The 14,873-nt window shown below is 69.3% G+C and carries 16 protein-coding genes and 1 pseudogene; 5 read left to right on the top strand and 12 right to left on the bottom strand.

What is annotated here, in order from left to right; translation table 11 throughout:
* Nucleotides 1–127 precede the first annotated feature (127 nt).
* From ACWD4O_RS27220 to ACWD4O_RS27210, 3 genes and pseudogenes are all read left to right on the top strand, one after another.
* Nucleotides 128–391 (top strand): WhiB family transcriptional regulator, encoded by a 264-nt coding sequence (locus ACWD4O_RS27220; RefSeq protein ID WP_451283663.1) that lies wholly within the window; start codon nt 128–130, stop codon nt 389–391.
* A 59-nt stretch (nt 392–450) separates the two neighbouring features.
* Complete coding sequence (gene qcrB / locus ACWD4O_RS27215) at nt 451–2,031, top strand: cytochrome bc1 complex cytochrome b subunit (protein ID WP_451283661.1); 1,581 nt, start codon at nt 451–453, stop codon at nt 2,029–2,031.
* A gap of 101 nt (nt 2,032–2,132) precedes the next feature.
* Nucleotides 2,133–2,473 (top strand): annotated as a pseudogene (locus ACWD4O_RS27210) (alpha/beta hydrolase fold domain-containing protein); the annotation flags it as partial.
* A 58-nt stretch (nt 2,474–2,531) separates the two neighbouring features.
* Here ACWD4O_RS27210 and ACWD4O_RS27205 read toward each other — a convergent pair.
* From ACWD4O_RS27205 to ACWD4O_RS27180, 6 genes are all read right to left on the bottom strand, one after another.
* A complete protein-coding gene (locus ACWD4O_RS27205; RefSeq protein ID WP_451283964.1) occupies nt 2,532–2,708 on the bottom strand; it encodes a hypothetical protein in 177 nt (58 codons plus the stop codon).
* Between the two features lie 127 nt (nt 2,709–2,835).
* The gene (locus tag ACWD4O_RS27200; RefSeq protein ID WP_451283659.1) at nt 2,836–3,585 is read right to left on the bottom strand and encodes an SDR family oxidoreductase; all 750 of its coding nucleotides are present in this window, start codon (nt 3,583–3,585) and stop codon (nt 2,836–2,838) included.
* Nucleotides 3,586–3,699: 114 nt separating this feature from the next.
* A complete protein-coding gene (locus ACWD4O_RS27195) occupies nt 3,700–5,400 on the bottom strand; it encodes an FAD-binding protein (RefSeq protein ID WP_451283941.1) in 1,701 nt (566 codons plus the stop codon).
* Between the two features lie 166 nt (nt 5,401–5,566).
* Nucleotides 5,567–6,091, bottom strand: coding sequence for an Ohr family peroxiredoxin (locus ACWD4O_RS27190; RefSeq protein WP_451283657.1), 525 nt, complete (start codon nt 6,089–6,091; stop codon nt 5,567–5,569).
* A 148-nt stretch (nt 6,092–6,239) separates the two neighbouring features.
* On the bottom strand, nt 6,240–7,136 hold the full coding sequence (locus tag ACWD4O_RS27185) for an RNA polymerase sigma-70 factor (protein ID WP_451283656.1): 897 nt from the start codon (nt 7,134–7,136) through the stop codon (nt 6,240–6,242).
* Nucleotides 7,137–7,249: 113 nt separating this feature from the next.
* A complete protein-coding gene (locus ACWD4O_RS27180; protein WP_451283654.1) occupies nt 7,250–8,077 on the bottom strand; it encodes a class I SAM-dependent methyltransferase in 828 nt (275 codons plus the stop codon).
* 158 nt (nt 8,078–8,235) lie between these two features.
* Between ACWD4O_RS27180 and ACWD4O_RS27175 the strand changes: the two genes are divergently transcribed.
* Nucleotides 8,236–8,622 carry a cupin domain-containing protein gene (locus ACWD4O_RS27175; RefSeq protein ID WP_451283939.1) on the top strand — a complete coding sequence of 129 codons (387 nt, stop codon included), beginning with the start codon at nt 8,236–8,238 and terminating at the stop codon, nt 8,620–8,622.
* Between the two features lie 144 nt (nt 8,623–8,766).
* On the top strand, nt 8,767–9,678 hold the full coding sequence (locus ACWD4O_RS27170) for a UTP--glucose-1-phosphate uridylyltransferase (RefSeq protein ID WP_451283652.1): 912 nt from the start codon (nt 8,767–8,769) through the stop codon (nt 9,676–9,678).
* A 130-nt stretch (nt 9,679–9,808) separates the two neighbouring features.
* Here ACWD4O_RS27170 and ACWD4O_RS27165 read toward each other — a convergent pair whose 3' ends face one another.
* The 6 genes from ACWD4O_RS27165 to ACWD4O_RS27140 all read right to left on the bottom strand — a co-directional run bounded on the left by ACWD4O_RS27165 (nt 9,809) and on the right by ACWD4O_RS27140 (nt 14,630).
* A complete protein-coding gene (locus tag ACWD4O_RS27165) occupies nt 9,809–10,747 on the bottom strand; it encodes a hypothetical protein (RefSeq protein WP_451283650.1) in 939 nt (312 codons plus the stop codon).
* Nucleotides 10,744–11,232, bottom strand: a complete 489-nt coding sequence (locus ACWD4O_RS27160; protein ID WP_451283648.1) for a hypothetical protein — start codon at nt 11,230–11,232, stop codon at nt 10,744–10,746. Before ACWD4O_RS27160 ends, ACWD4O_RS27165 begins: the two co-directional genes overlap by 4 nt.
* Before the next feature lie 3 nt (nt 11,233–11,235).
* Nucleotides 11,236–12,459, bottom strand: coding sequence for a macrolide family glycosyltransferase (locus tag ACWD4O_RS27155; protein WP_451283647.1), 1,224 nt, complete (start codon nt 12,457–12,459; stop codon nt 11,236–11,238).
* Nucleotides 12,456–13,382: a patatin-like phospholipase family protein gene (locus ACWD4O_RS27150; RefSeq protein WP_451283645.1), complete on the bottom strand. Its 927-nt coding sequence runs from the start codon at nt 13,380–13,382 to the stop codon at nt 12,456–12,458. Before ACWD4O_RS27150 ends, ACWD4O_RS27155 begins: the two co-directional genes overlap by 4 nt.
* Nucleotides 13,383–13,491: 109 nt before the next feature.
* Nucleotides 13,492–13,965, bottom strand: coding sequence for a carboxymuconolactone decarboxylase family protein (locus ACWD4O_RS27145; protein WP_358808401.1), 474 nt, complete (start codon nt 13,963–13,965; stop codon nt 13,492–13,494).
* A gap of 206 nt (nt 13,966–14,171) precedes the next feature.
* Nucleotides 14,172–14,630: an RrF2 family transcriptional regulator gene (locus tag ACWD4O_RS27140; RefSeq protein WP_451283643.1), complete on the bottom strand. Its 459-nt coding sequence runs from the start codon at nt 14,628–14,630 to the stop codon at nt 14,172–14,174.
* Between the last annotated feature and the right edge of the window lie 243 nt (nt 14,631–14,873).

Below are 14,873 nucleotides of genomic sequence, written 5' to 3'. Positions count from 1 at the left end.
CATACGGATGCGGCCGCCTGTCACAGATGTGCCCGTTGCGCGGTCTCATGGGCAGCAACCGGTACCGCCTCGCGGAGACGAGAAAGCGGCTTGTTCTCCCCTGGCTGCTGGACGAGGAGGCCACTCCGTGTATTGGCGCGAGCGGGCAGCTTGCCTGCGTGTAGACCCTGATCTGTTCTTCCCCGTCGGACACACCGGCCCGGCACTCGACCAGATCGACGAGGCCAAGGCCGTGTGCGGCCGTTGCCCCGTCATGGAGCAGTGCCGCGACTGGGCCGTGGAGGCGGGGCAGGTCGAAGGCATCTGGGGTGGCATGACGGAGAGCGAACGCCGTGCGCTCAGGCGGCGCAGGATCCGCCAGACCAAGGACACGGTCACCACCGCAGCGTGACAGCCGCCGCCGCACAGAGGCGTGCACCTTGCTGATTCCAAGACACTTCTGGACGATTCATGAACGGTGGTAAGGGGATGGAAAAAGGGGAAAGGATCGCCGCATGGGCCGATGGGCGCCTGGGTGTCTACAGCCAGGTCAGGGCGAAAGCGCGTAAAGCCTTTCCGGACCACTGGTCGTTCATGTTGGGCGAGATCTGCCTCTACAGCTTCATCATCATCATCGTGACCGGCGTGTATCTGACGTTGTACTTCCATCCGTCGATGAACCAGGTGGAATACACCGGCAGCTACGCACCGCTGCGCGGCCAGTTGGTGTCGGAGGCGTTCAATTCGACCATGCACATCTCCTTCGACGTCCGCGGCGGACTGCTGATCCGGCAGGCTCACCACTGGGCGGCACTGGTCTTCGTCGGCGCCATGCTCGTCCATATGATGCGCGTGTTCTTCACCGGCGCCTTCCGCAAGCCCCGGGAAATCAACTGGGTCTTCGGATTCCTGCTGCTCGTCCTCGGAATGTTCGCAGGGTTGACGGGATACGACCTTCCGGACGACCTTCTCTCCGGGACCGGACTCATGGTCGTGCACGGAACGATTCTTTCCATACCGGTCGTCGGAACCTACATCTCGATGTTCCTCTTCGGCGGCGAGTTCCCGGGCAACGATCTGGTGGCGCGCTTCAACACGATCCACGTCCTGCTCATCCCGGCCCTCATGGTGGGTCTGCTCGTGGCCCATCTGATCCTGGTTCTCCGGCACCGGCACACCCGGTATCCGGGTCCGGGGCGTACCGACAAGAACGTGGTCGGAGTTCCGCTCAAGGTCCGCCTCGTGAAATCCGCCGGCTTCTTCTGCCTGGTCAGCGGGGTCATCTTCGTCATGGCCGCGGTCGCGCAGATCAACCCGGTCTGGGCGTACGGGCCCTACCGGGCGGACCAGGTCTCGGCCGGATCGCAGCCCGACTGGTACATGGGCGTGGCGGACGGGCTGCTGCGCGTCATGCCGGGCTGGGAGATCGCTCTCTGGGGTCACACCCTGGCCCTGGACAACCTGATCCCGCTTTCGGTGGGCCTGGGGCTTTTTCTCGCCATGGGCGCCTATCCGTTCATCGAGGCCTGGGTGACCGACGACGATCGTGATCAACACATTCTCGACAGGCCGCGTAATCGCCCGGTGCGGACGGGACTGGGGGTCGCCTGGCTCAGTTTCTATCTGGTGGCCATGATCGGAGCCGCGAACGACATCATCGCCATTCGCTTCCATGTCTCGGTCGAATCCGTCACGTGGGCGGTTCGCATCGGTCTCTTCGTGGTGCCGGTGCTGGCCTATGTCGTGGCGAGTCGGATTGCTCTGGGCCTTCAGCGTCAGGACCGTGACAAAGTGCTGCACGGCCGTGAGACCGGCATCGTCAAACGGCTTCCGCACGGCGAGTTCGTCGAGGTCCACGAGCCGCTCAGTCAGGAGAGGCTTCACGCGCTCACGCGGCACGAGCAGTACCAGCCGATCGCGGCCGGCCCGGAGAACGGTTCCCGTCTCTCTCAGCGTTTGCGCGTGCGACTCAGCCGGGGTTTCTACGGTGAGGACGCACAGATCACCAAGCCGACCGAGCAGGAGTACAAGGAGATCACCGGAAAACACTGAACTTCCGGTCTCGGCTTTCCGGCACTTTTTCCGCGGTGCGTGTCACAGCCTCAGCACCTGTCCTGTCTTCAAAGGAGGGTCCTGGACGACCTGCAGGCCGCGACCGTTCCCCGGAGGCCAGGTACCCGGTCGCCATCGAGCAGGCGTACGCGACCGCCCGGTGGATCACCGCGAAGGGCGGTGCCGAGGGCCTGGACGCCTCCCGGCCGGCCGCCGCCGGCGACTCGGTGGGCGGCAACATGACCGCCGCTCTGGCCCTCATGGCCAAGCAGCGCGGTGATGTGACCTTCGTGCACCAGTCGATGTACTACCGGAGATCACCGCCTCGCCGCTGCGGGCGAGTCTGGAGGAGCTGCGGGGGCTGCCGCCGGCGTTCGTCGTGGTCGACGAGAGCGATGTGCTGCGGGACGAGGGTGAGGCGTACGCCCGCAGGCTGACGGAAGGGCGGGGCGGCAGAGATGCCGCCCCGCCCTTTCGTTCGTTCAGTGGGACTTGTTCGTTCAGTGGGACGGAAGCCGGTGCAGAGCCTCGGAGATGGCTGTCATCCGCTCGTCGAGGTCGACGAGTTCCTGGCGGAGTTCGTGGACGCGCGTGTGCAGTTCGGTGGCTTCCGCGGCCAGTGACATGACGGTGGCCGCGATATCGACATGGTTCTCGGTGACTGGGCTCATCTGCATGGTGGGCCGGATCCTTTCCGGGTGAATATCGGGCAGGAGTGAATTCCGGCTCACTGTGGGAACGGATTGTCCGCGGCCGGAACGCAAGGCGGCCCCCGCCCGGAGGCAGGGGCCACCCGCGGGGGGCCTACTGCTGCTGCGCGGCAGCCCAGTCGGCGAGCCTGGTCTCGGCGATGTGCGCGTCCGGACCGGGCAGGAGCGTGTCCTCCTTGAGCTCGACGCCGAAGTACGTGGCGTGCGGGTCCGAGACCACCGTGCGGGGGTCGTTCTTGGCCGCGAGTGCCTTGCGGACGAGCTCGTCGAGCGGGTACGCCTCCGGGCCCGCGACCTCCACCACGCCGGTGACGGGGCTGCCGACCGTGGCCCGGGCGACCGCCGCGGCCACGTCGTCCGAGGCGATGGGCTGGATCTTGGCCGGGGACAGACGCACGGTGTCGCCGTCGGTGGCCTCGGCCGCGATCGCCTTCATGAACTCGAAGAACTGGGTGGCGTGGACGATCGTGTAGGGGATCCCGGACGCCTTGATCAGCTCCTCCTGAGTCTGCTTGGCGCGGAAGTACCCGCTGTCCTGGAGGCGCTCGGTGCCGACCACGGACAGCGCCACGTGATGCGTCACGCCGGCCTCGGCCTCCGCCTTGAGGACGTTGGTCGTGGACGTACGGAAGAAGTCCATGACGGCCTGGTCCTCGAACGAGGGGGAGTTGGACACGTCGACCACGACCGACGCGCCCTTCAGTACCTCGGCCAGCCCCTCGCCGGTCAGCGTGTTGACGCCGGTGTTGGGCGCGGCGGCGACCGCGTCGTGCCCGTGCTCGGTCAGCTTGCCGACCACCTTCGAACCGATGAGCCCGGTTCCACCGATCACTACGACCTTCATGACGGATTCCTCTCGGAGGTTTTAGCGGTGCCTGCGCCGAATTCGTTCTGCACTAGAAGAGACAGGGCGACGGCCCCGGTTGTGACACGAGGTGCGCGAAAGTCGAAGGGAATTTCATTCGACGAGCTTTCCCTCGGTCGAGACGTCCTGCATGAGGGTGGAAATCTCGTCCGGGATCGCCGGAATGCTCTCGTGGGTGATTCCGGTCGTCGGCGACCACACGAGATTGACCTGCAGAGCGGGATCCATGTCGGGGTAGTCGCTGCGGTTGTGACAGCCGCGCGTCTCGCGACGCTCCAGTGCGGCTTCGAGCGTGGCCCGGGCGGCCAGGGCGGCGGACTTGAGATCGAAGGCGTGCGCGAGGTCCTGGTAGCCGGCGATGTCCGGGTGGACGCCGACGTCCTCCATCCGCTTCTCGATCGCCGCCAGCTCCTCCAGCCCGGTGCGCAGACCCTCTTCGTCGCGTACGACTCCCGCATGCTCGGTCATCGTGTTGCGGATGGCGCGCTGCAGGGCGCGCACGTTCTCCGACCCGTCGGCCGCCAGCAGGTCCTCGACCTCCGCGCGGGCCTGTGCGATCGCCGACGCCGAGCGCGGGTGTGCGGTCAGGGACTCCGAGTAGGCGGCGGCCGCCCGGCCGGTGAGCCGGCCGAAGACCAGCAGCTCGATGAGGCTGTTCCCGCCGAGCCGGTTGGCGCCGTGCAGTCCGCTGGAGGCCTCGCCGATGGCGTACAGGCCGCGCACGTCCGTGCTGTGGTCCTCGGGACGCACCCACACCCCGCCCATCGAGTAGTGCGCGGTGGGCGCGATCTCGATCGGCTCCCGGGTGATGTCCAGCATCTGCAGGTCCAGCAGGGTCTGGTAGACCCGGGGCAGCCGCGTCATGATCGTCTGCCGGGGCAGGTGGGAGACGTCGAGCCAGATGCCGCCCTTCGGGGTCCCGCGCCCCTCCTTGATCTCCGTGTAGGCGGCCAGCGCCACCCGGTCGCGCGTGGACAGCTCCATGCGGACGGGGTCGTAGCGGTTCATGAACCGCTCCCCGAGCGCGTTGCGCAGGATCCCGCCCTCGCCTCGGGCGGCCTCGCTGACCAGGGTGCCGGCCGCGTTCTCCGGCTCGATGATCCCGGAAGGGTGGAACTGGACCAGTTCGGGGTCGCGCAGGCGCGCACCGGCGTCCACGGCGAGGCGGAAGGAGTCGCCCGTGTTCTCGTCGCGCCGCGAGGACGTGCGCCGCCAGATCCGGGTGTGGCCGCCCGCCGCGAGAATGACGGCGTCGGCGTGGATCAGATAGCGCGTGCCGTTCGTGAGGTCGAAGCCGTAGGCGCCGAAGACGGTGCCGTCGTGCACCAGCAGCCGGGTGATGTAGACGCCGTCGAGGACGGGGATGTCGAGCTGTTCGGCGCGCCTGATCAGCGTCCGCTGGATCTCCAGACCGGTGTAGTCGCCGGAGAAGGCGGTGCGCCGGAACTTGTGGGCGCCGAAGAAGCGCTGCGAGATCCGGCCGTCCTCCTCCCTGGCGAAGGCCATGCCATAGCGCTCGAGGTCGTCGATGCCTCGGGCGGCGCCCTGGGTCACGATCTCGACGGTGTGCGGGTCGGCCAGCAGATAACTCTCCTTGAGAGTGTCGGCCGCATGCTGCTGCCAGCTGTCCTCGGGGTCCATGGTGGCCAGGGCCGCGTTGATGCCTCCGGCAGCGAGTGCCGTATGAGCGTCCTCCTTGGGGCGCTTGCCGACCGCGAGGACGTCGATACCGGCTTCGGCCAGCTCGATCGATGCTCGCAGGCCGGCGCCTCCGGTGCCGATCACCAGCACCATGGTGGAAAGACGTTGTTCGGTGATAGCCACGGTCTACTCCGATCGCCGGGTTGGTCACTCAGTACGACCAGGAAGTCCCGGGATCTGTGACAGGGGTGTACTTCCGCGGTGTCTTCCACCAGGCGCGGGTGCGGCACGTTTCACGTTGTCACATGCTGTGGGCCCGTCAGGGGGCCAGTGTGATGGTGGCCGGTGTGCCCTGCCAGACCATCCTCGCGTAGGGGCACAGCGAGTCGGCCTTCTCCAGGAGCGGGGCGGCGCGCTCGGGATCGACGTTCGGCCACGTGACCACCAGGTCGACGCGGAGCAGATAGCCGCCGTCCCCCGGGTCCCGTCCGAAGGCCACGGTCGCCGCCACGGAGATCGTGGTGGGGTCGAGCGCGGCCTGTCGTGCCACCAGGCTCAGCGCGCCGTGGAAGCAGGCGGCGAAACCGGCGGCGAACAGCTGTTCGGGGTTCGTCCCCTGGCCGTCGCCGCCCAGTTCGGCGGGCATCCGCAGGTCGAGGTCCAGGACGCCGTCGGTCGAGCGCGCTCGTCCCGAGGCGCGTCCGTGACTGGCCGACCCGCCGTTCACCGTCACCGTCGTGGTGTAGAGCGGGGCGAAGGAGTCTCCGTCGAAGTCCTTCTCGGTGGACAGATCGGGCAACCGGATCGGCTCGCCGTTGCCGTGACTGACTGGGCCAAGTGCCATGTACCGTCCACCTTCGCGTCGTGGGGCGTGCCGTGAGGGAAACCCCGGATTCCGGACAGCCAGTTGACCGACAGGCCCCCTGTGGTGTGACACCGGTCGACGTGGTGGACGGACGCGGTGGACGGACGCGGTGGACGGCTAGGACGCCTCAGCTGCTCAGCGAGGCGACGTACGGTGCGAGCTTGGCCGGGTTCATCACCCACATGAGGCGTTCGATGCCCTGTGCCGTCGCCTCGACGCACAGCAACGCAGTCGCGTTCCCGTCGAACGAGACGAGGACGGCCGGCCTGCCGTTGGCCTCGACCCAGCGAACCTCCGCCTGAGGCCAGAAACGCGGGGCGAAGGCGGCGAGGTATTTGGCCACGCGCGAACGCCCGACGACCGGGATCTTGGACGCGCCGCGGATTCCGCCGCCGTCGGAGTAGCTGACCACGTCGGTCGTCAGAACGTCCTCGAGCACCGCCAGATCGCCGGTCTGCGCCGCCGCGAGGAACACCTCCAGCAGACGCCGGTGCACGGTGGAGTCGACCGGCTCGCTGCGTTCCGCCGCCAGATGCCTGCGGCCGCGGCTCACCAACTGGCGCGCATTGGCCTCACTCGTCTCCAGGATCTCCGCGATCCGCTTGTACGGGTAGTCGAAGGCCTCCCGCAGCACATAGGCGGCCCGTTCCGACGGGTTCAGCTTCTCCAGCAGGAAGAGCACCGCGAGGTCGAGCGCCTCCGCCCGCTCCGCGCCCATCTGCGGATCGACGCTGGTGTCCACCGGCTCGGGAAGCCAGGGGCCCACGTACGACTCACGCCGCATCCTGGCGGACTGGGCCAGGTTGATCGCCAGCCGGACGGTGATCGTGGCCAGGAACGCCGTGGGCTCCTGGATGTCGCTGCGGTCGGTGGTCTGCCAGCGCAGCCACGCCTCCTGGACGATGTCCTCGGCTTCCACCGCACTGCCGAGCACGCGGTACGCGATGCCGAAGAGCTGAGGACGCGCCGCGATGAAATCCCTCGTCGCCTGATCGAGAGAGTTTGCTTCATCACCGGTGCGCATACTGTGTCCTCCAATGTTGGGACACCATGCTACAAGCCGTCATAGGACGGTGTGCTCGGGGCTCCCATGGTCGGTCCGGACGCGTGTCATCGCCGCCCGAGCGGTCCGAGCGGTCAGGTAGGTCCGAGCCGCACCGCCAGCACGGCACGATCGGTGCGTTCGGGCAGCGGAGCGAAGCCGGATCCGCCCAGCTCCCCGATCAGCTCCGCACGGGAGGCCGGCCACATCCAGAACGTCTCGGTGTGCTCGCGCAGCACATCGCCCACACCGCCCTCACCCCGCACCCAGTAGGAGAAGCGGGTCCGGATGCGGTTCCCGTCCGCCGCCGAGCGCATCAGTCCGCCGTACTCGTGCTGGCCCACCCGCTGGGCGGGGAACACATACGTGGTCTCGCGCAACGGAAGGCGGGCGGGCGGGAGTTGGACGAGCAGTACGCCTTCGGATACGAGCGCCTCGGCCACGGCCGGCCACAGGGCCCGCCGCGCGGCCGGGTGAAGACAGGCGATCGTGTTGTGGCACACGGCGACGTCCGCCACCCCGCGCAGCGCGGCCTCGTCGAGGGTGCAGGGGTGCACGGTGACCCGCATCCGCAGGCCTGCGGGCAGGGATGCCAGACGTGTCATCAAGGGGGAACGCATCGAACGCGCGGGCTCGACGGCATGCACCGCAACGCGTGACTCCATCAGGCTCATCAGTGTGACCCGTCCGGTCCCGGCGCCGACGTCCAGCACACCGAGACGGGCGCTGCCGACGTGGCCGCGGTAGAGACGTCGTACCCGGGCCTCGTCCCGCTCGGCCTGCAGGATGTCGTAGAACTCGGCGCTGATCGCGTAGTCGTCCTGCCGCTCCCGGCCGAGATCGTCGATCGGCGTCTCGATCGGCGTCTCGATCGGTGTTCTGACCTGTGTTCTGATCGGTACATCTGCTGGCGAAGTGTACATATCTACTAGACCGGCCATCCGTCCCGTCTGTGACACCGACGGTTGTCACAGACGCGACGTGTGCCCGGTCTTTCCTGGTGACAGTGCATGAGCGCGCAGGGCGAACGACTGCACCGACGACCGAGGAGCACACAGTGGCAAGCAACTCCGAGACGTGGATGACCGCGGCGACGGTCCTGCAGGACGCCAAGCCGCCCCACATCCCCGAGGGCGCCTCGGGCATGACCCTCCTGGTCGAGTGGCCGCCCGGCGCGGCCGGCAGCCCTCCGCACCGTCACTCGGGACCGGCCTTCGGCTATGTGATCGAGGGCGAGGTGCGCTTCGAGCTGGAGGGCGAGCCGGAACGTGTCGTCAAGGCCGGCGAGACGTTCTGGGAGCCCGGCGGCGACGTGATCCACTACCAGGACGGCAACGCGAGCGCGGACGCGCCCTGCCGGTTCGTCGTCACCATGCTGTGCGCGCCGGGTCAGCCGATGCTCACGCTGGTCGACGAGGCGGAACTCGCGCAGCGCGTCCACCTGCGAGCTCCGCGCCCCACGGCCTGATCCGTTCTGCCGTGCGGCGCGGTCGCCGTGCACCCCGGTGCGGCCGAGGTGCACGGCAGCCATCGTCGACAAAACCCCCGACGGGTAGCGTCGGAACGCACCCTGCCGGCCGGCACGGTGTGCCGCTCGAGCGAAAGAGACGTGATGTCCCCGACGATCCGCAGGGCTGTCATCCCCGCCGCCGGACTCGGCTCCCGTCTGCTGCCCCTGACGAAGGCGACCCCGAAGGAGATGCTCCCGGTCGGCGACAAGCCGGTCATCGAGCACACCGTCCGTGAGCTGGTGGACTCCGGCATCACCGACATCACCATCGTCGTCTCCGGCGGCAAGAGCCTCATCCAGGACCACTTCCGCCCCAACCCCGCCCTCGTCGAACAACTCCGGGCGGACGGCAAGTCGGCCTACGCGGACGCCGTCGAGGAGGTCGCGGAGCTGGCCCGCCGGGGTCACATCACCTACCTGGACCAGTACGGCCCGTACGGCAACGGCACCCCGGTGCTGAACGCCGCCCGGGCCTTCGGCGACGAGCCGGTGCTGGTGCTGTGGCCCGACGACGTCTTCGTGGCCGACGTCCCCCGCGCCCAGCAGCTGATCCGCGCGTACGAACAGACCGGCTGCCCGGTGCTGGCCCTCCTGCCGATGGACCCCACCCATTCCCAGCGCTACGGCGTGCCCATCGTCAAGGAGGACCTCGGCGGCGGCCAACTGCGCATCACCGGCCTGGTCGAGAAGCCCGAGCCCGCCTCCGCCCCGTCCTCGTACGCGGCCATCGGCGGCTATGTGGTCACCCCCGGCATCATCGACGAACTGCGCGAGCAGACCCGCCGCTGGTACGAGCACCGGACCGGCGAGGTCTATCTGACCGACGCCATCAACGCCTATGCCGCCACCCGCGCGGTGTACGGACAGGTCATCGAGGGCCGCTGGTACGACACCGGCAACCCGGCCGACTACCTGGTCGCGCAGATGGCGTTCGCCCTCGCCCACCCGGAGTACGGCCCCGTCCTGCGCGGCCTGGTCGCCGGACTCGACGACGATCCCGCGGTCGCGCTCTAGCCGGAAGCGGAAGCGGAAGCCGACGCCTGACCCGCCGCTCGACGGGCCGCCAGCCTCGGCGAGCGGCCCGTCGCGTGGCCCGTCGACGCGGCTGGTCGACCAGGTCCGGTCCGTCGGCTCGGCGGAGACCTCAGGGCACCTGGTGGTCCGTCGTGGCGCTCGTGCCGAGTTGGGCGCGGATGACGGCGATCACGGTGTCGGTGGTGTGTTCGAGGTAGCTCTGACCGTCGGGGAGCCGGCCCTCCGGACTGATGTAGCTGTGCGGCCCGAGGTGGGTGGCCGGATCCAGCCGGTGCACGGTGATCTTCCCCGCGTGGCGGGCCCGGTTCCAGCCGCTGCGCGGCAGCAGCCGCCAGCGCTGCGGGAAGATCCAGGTGCCGACCCGCTCGATCCGGTCGTACGCGCTGGTCAGCTGGTGCAACTGCGCCACATGGGTGAGGTCGTTGGCGCCGTTGTGGAAGCCGCCGAGGGTGATCAGCAGCAGCGGGGCGCGCAACTGGGTGTGCAGCTCGTGGACCGCGCCCGTGGCGACCTGGGCGCCGCCGCTGTAGCTGAGCAGCACCACGGGGATGCCGCTGTCGGGCCGGTATCCGGCCAGCCGGAGCTGGGCGGCGATCTGCGAACCGACGGCCCGGTTGTACAGGGGCCGGTAGCGGTGGTCGGCGGCGACGAAGACCTGCATCACGTTGTGCAGGAACAGCAGCAGCCCGATGTGCCGGCGCAGCCATATCCACACCGGCCGGTCGGAGAGCGGGTCGGCCAGCGGCGAGTAGGGCTGCACCTGACCCAGCACCCGCAGCTCCGGCGCGCCGGCGAGCAGGGCCTTGACCAGCTGGCCGCCGTCCCGGGTGTCGCGGACGCGGCGCTTGCCGATGCCGTCCAGGTAGACGAGGTAGGCGCCCGGGGGAGTGTCGGGGGCCGCGCCCCGGGCATAGGGCACGCCTTCGGGGAGCTCGGTGGTGGGGGCCCGCCAGCCGGCGCTGTAGGCCAGCACCTCGTAGCGGGCCAGCAGGGCTTCGGCCAGCAGCACCGGCCCGATCGCGAAGACCCAGAGCAGGAAGCCGTTCATGCGATCGCCTCCGGCGGCGCGGTCGCACTGATCCTCACGACCAGTCGACGGACGGTCTCCACCGCGGCGCTGAGCACGGCCCCGGCGACGGCCACGCACCCCGCGGCGCCCCACCAGCCCAGCTCGGTCGTCTTCGCGAGCGTGTCGGCCAGACCGGCCCCGACGCCCACGAAGAGCAGCAGATGGAGCAGCGGGCCGAGCAACGGGAACGCCAGGACGGCGCAGAGCAGCAGCGGGGCGACCAGGCTCGGCGTCCACACCAGCGCGTCAGCCGTCGGCGCGGGGGACACCACCAGCTCGGCCAGCGTCCACGCGGTCAGCGGCCACAGCGCGAACACGGCGGCCTCGACGAGGCCGCCGGCCAGCAGCAGGCTCGCCACGAAGGGCCGCGACATGCCGGGCCGGCGCGCCACCAGGGGCAGGATGCGCCCGGCGGCCTCCGACATCCCGGCGAACACCAGCAGAGCCACGACGGCAAGTGACATCTCTCAGCCTCGCTGCGCAGGATCGACGGGCGCCGACGGGCTGCCCGAGCCGGCCGCACGCAGGTACTGCTCGAGCTCGTCCGCCGCGTGCCGATACCCGCCCGCCTGCTGCTGGGCGGCCTGCAGGCCGGCCGCGGCCGCCCGGAACCGCGGCTCGTGGAGCAGGCGCCGGGCGAGGGAGCGCACGGCCCCCTTGGTGACGTCCTGGGTACGGATCGACAGGCCCGCGCCGAGTTCGACGACGCGCCGGGCCACCAGCGGCTGGTCGGCGCCCTGCGGGACCACCAGCATCGGAACCCCGGCGTACATGGCCTCGTTGGCGCTGTTCATCCCGCCATGGGTGATGAACAGCGCCGCCCGGGCCAGCACCTCCGGCTGCGGCACGGAGCGCAGCGCGAGCACATTGGCCGGCAACGGACCCAGCGCCTCGGGAGCGGTCTGCCCGGTGGAGACGATCACGGTGCCGCCGAGCGGTTCGAGCGCGGTGGCGAAGGTGCGCAGCACCCGTGGGTCGGAGTTGAACACCGTGCCCAACGAGGCGTACAGCACCGGGTCGTGCAACCGGTCGACCTGGAACGACGGGTCGAGCGGACGGGCGCCGATGCTCGGGCCGACGAACTTGAAGGACTCGTCGAACTCGTCGGCGGCGGGCTGGAACGCCCGCGAGGTGTAGACCAGATTGAGCGGCGCCCGGATGTTCCCCATGTCGACCAGGGGCAGCCCGTGCGCGTCGTAGCGGCGGTGCAGCTCCCGGCGCGCCCGCACATAGCCCTGAACGCTGCGCGGCCGAGCCGTCCCCGCGGCGAACAGGCTCCACGAGCCGCCGGTGGGGCTGGGCACCTGCCGGTTGTAGGCGAACGTGGTGCACGACGACGCCGCCGGCACCCGGAGTTCGCGGGCGGCGATGGCCCCCCACAGACAGGCGTTGTCGTGGACGATCAGGTCGGAGCGGATGCCGCGCAGCTCGTCGAGCACGGTGGGCAGCACCCGGACGGCGGTCCGCGCGATCCCCTCCACCAGCGTGACCGGCATCGGCGGATCGGCGATCGGCCGGTCGCCCCCGGGGTAGAGGCACACGGTCGCACCGGTCGCCTCGATCTCGGCAGCGAACGCGGGCGTCGTGTGGTAGCTGACGGAGTGGCCGCGCCGGACGAGCTCGGCCACGACCGGCAGCGTCGGGTTGACGCGCCCGTGCATGCCGATGTTGAGGAACGAGATGGTGCTCACGGGCCTACCTCCAGTGAGGAAGAAGTCGATACGTCGCCCGGACCGGCCGTTGTCGTCAGTGGACCGTCCACCCGGTACAGACCGGGCCCACTGATGCGCAGTCCGTCGAGAAAGCGCCCCGCCGCGAGCGAGGCGGTGCTGATCAGCCGCTTGGAGTGGCCGAAGTCCCACGGAGCCGGCCAGGCCTCGACGCCGGTCGGCAGTACGACGGTCGGGATGTGCTCGGACACCTCGTGCAGGTCACGCTCGATCTGATGGTGCAGCAGAAGCAGCCCCGCCCGGGAGGCGATCGCGGCAGCGCTCCGGCGCGAGAAGGTGGGGCTCAGCGGCGAGCTCTCCGGCCCGGTCGACACCACCACCACGCTGGCCGCCCCCGCCTGCCGGGCCGCCAGCACCGGGACATAGGCGATCACCCCGCCGTCGACGAGGGTGCGGCCCTCACGTTCCACCGGGGGCAGCATCCCGGGAATGGCCGCGCTGGCCAGCAGCGCGGACTCCAGGTCTCCGTGGTCGAGCAGCACCGGAGCGCCGGTGACCAGGTCCATCGCCACCGCCGTGAAGGGGACGGACAACTGCTCGATCCGCGACGGCAGCCCGGCCCCGGCGATCAGCCGGCGCAGACCGCGGTCGGTGAAGACGCTGGCCCGCGAGGACAGATAGCCGAGCGGATACACATGACGGCGACGCAACTGGGTCCACACATGGTCCAGCCACGGTGCGGCACTGTGTGGATGGGCGGCCGCGATCGCTCCGTTGAGCGCGCCCACCGAGGTTCCGATGATCATGTCCGGGACGAATCCGCGCTGCTCCAGCGCGTATCCGACGCCGACGTGCGCCGCTCCGAGCACCCCACCGGCGCCCACCACCACGGCCACGGGACGGGGAAGGGAGTTCAAGCCCGCTGGTGCGGTTCCGCGTGTCATCGGTTGCTCCACGAAAGCCTTTGGGTGAGAGTCCGTCTCCCGCCGTGGGTCGGGGCGGCGCGGAGACGGACGTGCGTGACCGTCGGCCCGGCTGACGCCGGCGATCCGGTCAGCCGAACTGGCCGGGCTGGTAGTCGCCGGCAGGCTGCTGGATGATGACGTTGATCCGGTTGTACGCGTTGATGACGGCGATGAGGGAGACCAGGGAGACGAGTTGGTCCTCGTCGTAGTACTTGGCCGCGTTCGCCCAGGCCTCGTCGGTGACGCCGCCGGCGGCGTCGGCGGTGCGGGTGCCCTGCTCGGCCAGCTCCAGGGCGGCGCGCTCGGCGTCGGTGAACACCGTCGCCTCCCGCCAGGCCGCCACCAGGTGGAGACGCTGCACGGTCTCGCCGGCGTGCGCGGCGTCCTTGGTGTGCATGTCGGTGCAGAAGCCGCAGCCGTTGATCTGGCTGGCGCGGATCTTCACCAGCTCCTGGGTGGCGGCCGGCAGCGTCGAGTCGGCGACCAGCTTGCTCGCCGAGTTGATGTGCCTCAGCACCTTGCCCGCGAGGGGGTGCCCGAAGTAGTTGAGACGCGATTCCACGGTGATCTCTCCTTGCCGTGTTGCGGATACACACTACTGACCGGGATCACCCCGCGATCTGTGACAGTCAGCCCGGTGTGACGTGCGTCTCATGCGCCCGTTCGGGGTGCCGCGGTGAACGCCGCAAGACGTTGTGGCCGGCCGAGATCGAACCGATCCGGTGTGACAAGGTGTCAAGCAACACGGTATGTTCGTGGTGCACGCGGTCATTCCAGCGCGGAGCGCACGATCTGCAGGACCGCCGGGTCGTCCACCTCCGCCTTGATGTCGGCGAGGGTCTGGGCGGCCAGTGCCTGGTGCCACGCCTGTTCCGCGCGACGCATGGCCGAGTTCACCGCGCAGGCCCCCGTGGGCGGCGGTGACAGCGCGCCGATTCTGCCGCCGCAGCGGATCTCGGTGCAGTGGAAGATCTTCGTGCTGCCCTCGATGGCCTCCACGACATCCAGGAGAGTGATGTCCTCGAGGGGTCTGGCCAGCCGGAACCCCCCGCGCGGCCCCGGCACGGAGACCACGAGACCGGCGCGGGCGAGCTGCTGCAGCTGCTTGTTGAGGTAGGACGCCGACAGGCCGTGGGCCTCGGCGAGCTGGCCGCTGCCCACCGGGCCGCCGCCGATCATGTCCAGGTTCAACAGGGTGTGCAGAGCCCACTCGACCCCTTTAGCCATTCGCATATTACGGACATTACATGTCCACGATCGCGGTGCGGAGCCGGTCGGGCGAGTGCCGTCGAAAATCTTGACATCGAATATCCAGGATAAGTAGTGTCCAGGTTATGCGGTGCGGGCCCGGTGTGAGGCCGCCGCAGTAGACAGCCCCTGCCCACGGCACCTCTGCCCAGGGAGTTCCTGTTCCTGGAGCACCGGCCGCCGGAGCACCGGCTCATCGCTTCGGCTTCGAAAACGGAGAAG

The organism is Streptomyces sp. NPDC002623, from assembly GCF_053592635.1.
The sequence above is the reverse complement of the archived record's forward strand: the minus strand, read 5'-3'. Positions and strand labels throughout refer to the sequence as shown.

Bases quoted from the DNA above. Each gene is read 5' to 3' on its own strand.
- qcrB (WP_451283661.1), top strand. From the start codon at position 451: ATGAACGGTGGTAAGGGGATGGAAAAAGGGGAAAGGATCGCCGCATGG.
- ACWD4O_RS27205 (WP_451283964.1), bottom strand. From the start codon at position 2,708: ATGCAGATGAGCCCAGTCACCGAGAACCATGTCGATATCGCGGCCACC.
- ACWD4O_RS27200 (WP_451283659.1), bottom strand. From the start codon at position 3,585: ATGAAGGTCGTAGTGATCGGTGGAACCGGGCTCATCGGTTCGAAGGTG.
- ACWD4O_RS27195 (WP_451283941.1), bottom strand. From the start codon at position 5,400: ATGGTGCTGGTGATCGGCACCGGAGGCGCCGGCCTGCGAGCATCGATC.
- ACWD4O_RS27190 (WP_451283657.1), bottom strand. From the start codon at position 6,091: ATGGCACTTGGCCCAGTCAGTCACGGCAACGGCGAGCCGATCCGGTTG.
- ACWD4O_RS27185 (WP_451283656.1), bottom strand. From the start codon at position 7,136: ATGCGCACCGGTGATGAAGCAAACTCTCTCGATCAGGCGACGAGGGAT.
- ACWD4O_RS27180 (WP_451283654.1), bottom strand. From the start codon at position 8,077: ATGTACACTTCGCCAGCAGATGTACCGATCAGAACACAGGTCAGAACA.
- ACWD4O_RS27175 (WP_451283939.1), top strand. From the start codon at position 8,236: ATGACCGCGGCGACGGTCCTGCAGGACGCCAAGCCGCCCCACATCCCC.
- ACWD4O_RS27170 (WP_451283652.1), top strand. From the start codon at position 8,767: ATGTCCCCGACGATCCGCAGGGCTGTCATCCCCGCCGCCGGACTCGGC.
- ACWD4O_RS27165 (WP_451283650.1), bottom strand. From the start codon at position 10,747: ATGAACGGCTTCCTGCTCTGGGTCTTCGCGATCGGGCCGGTGCTGCTG.
- ACWD4O_RS27160 (WP_451283648.1), bottom strand. From the start codon at position 11,232: ATGTCACTTGCCGTCGTGGCTCTGCTGGTGTTCGCCGGGATGTCGGAG.
- ACWD4O_RS27150 (WP_451283645.1), bottom strand. From the start codon at position 13,382: ATGACACGCGGAACCGCACCAGCGGGCTTGAACTCCCTTCCCCGTCCC.
- ACWD4O_RS27140 (WP_451283643.1), bottom strand. From the start codon at position 14,630: ATGGCTAAAGGGGTCGAGTGGGCTCTGCACACCCTGTTGAACCTGGAC.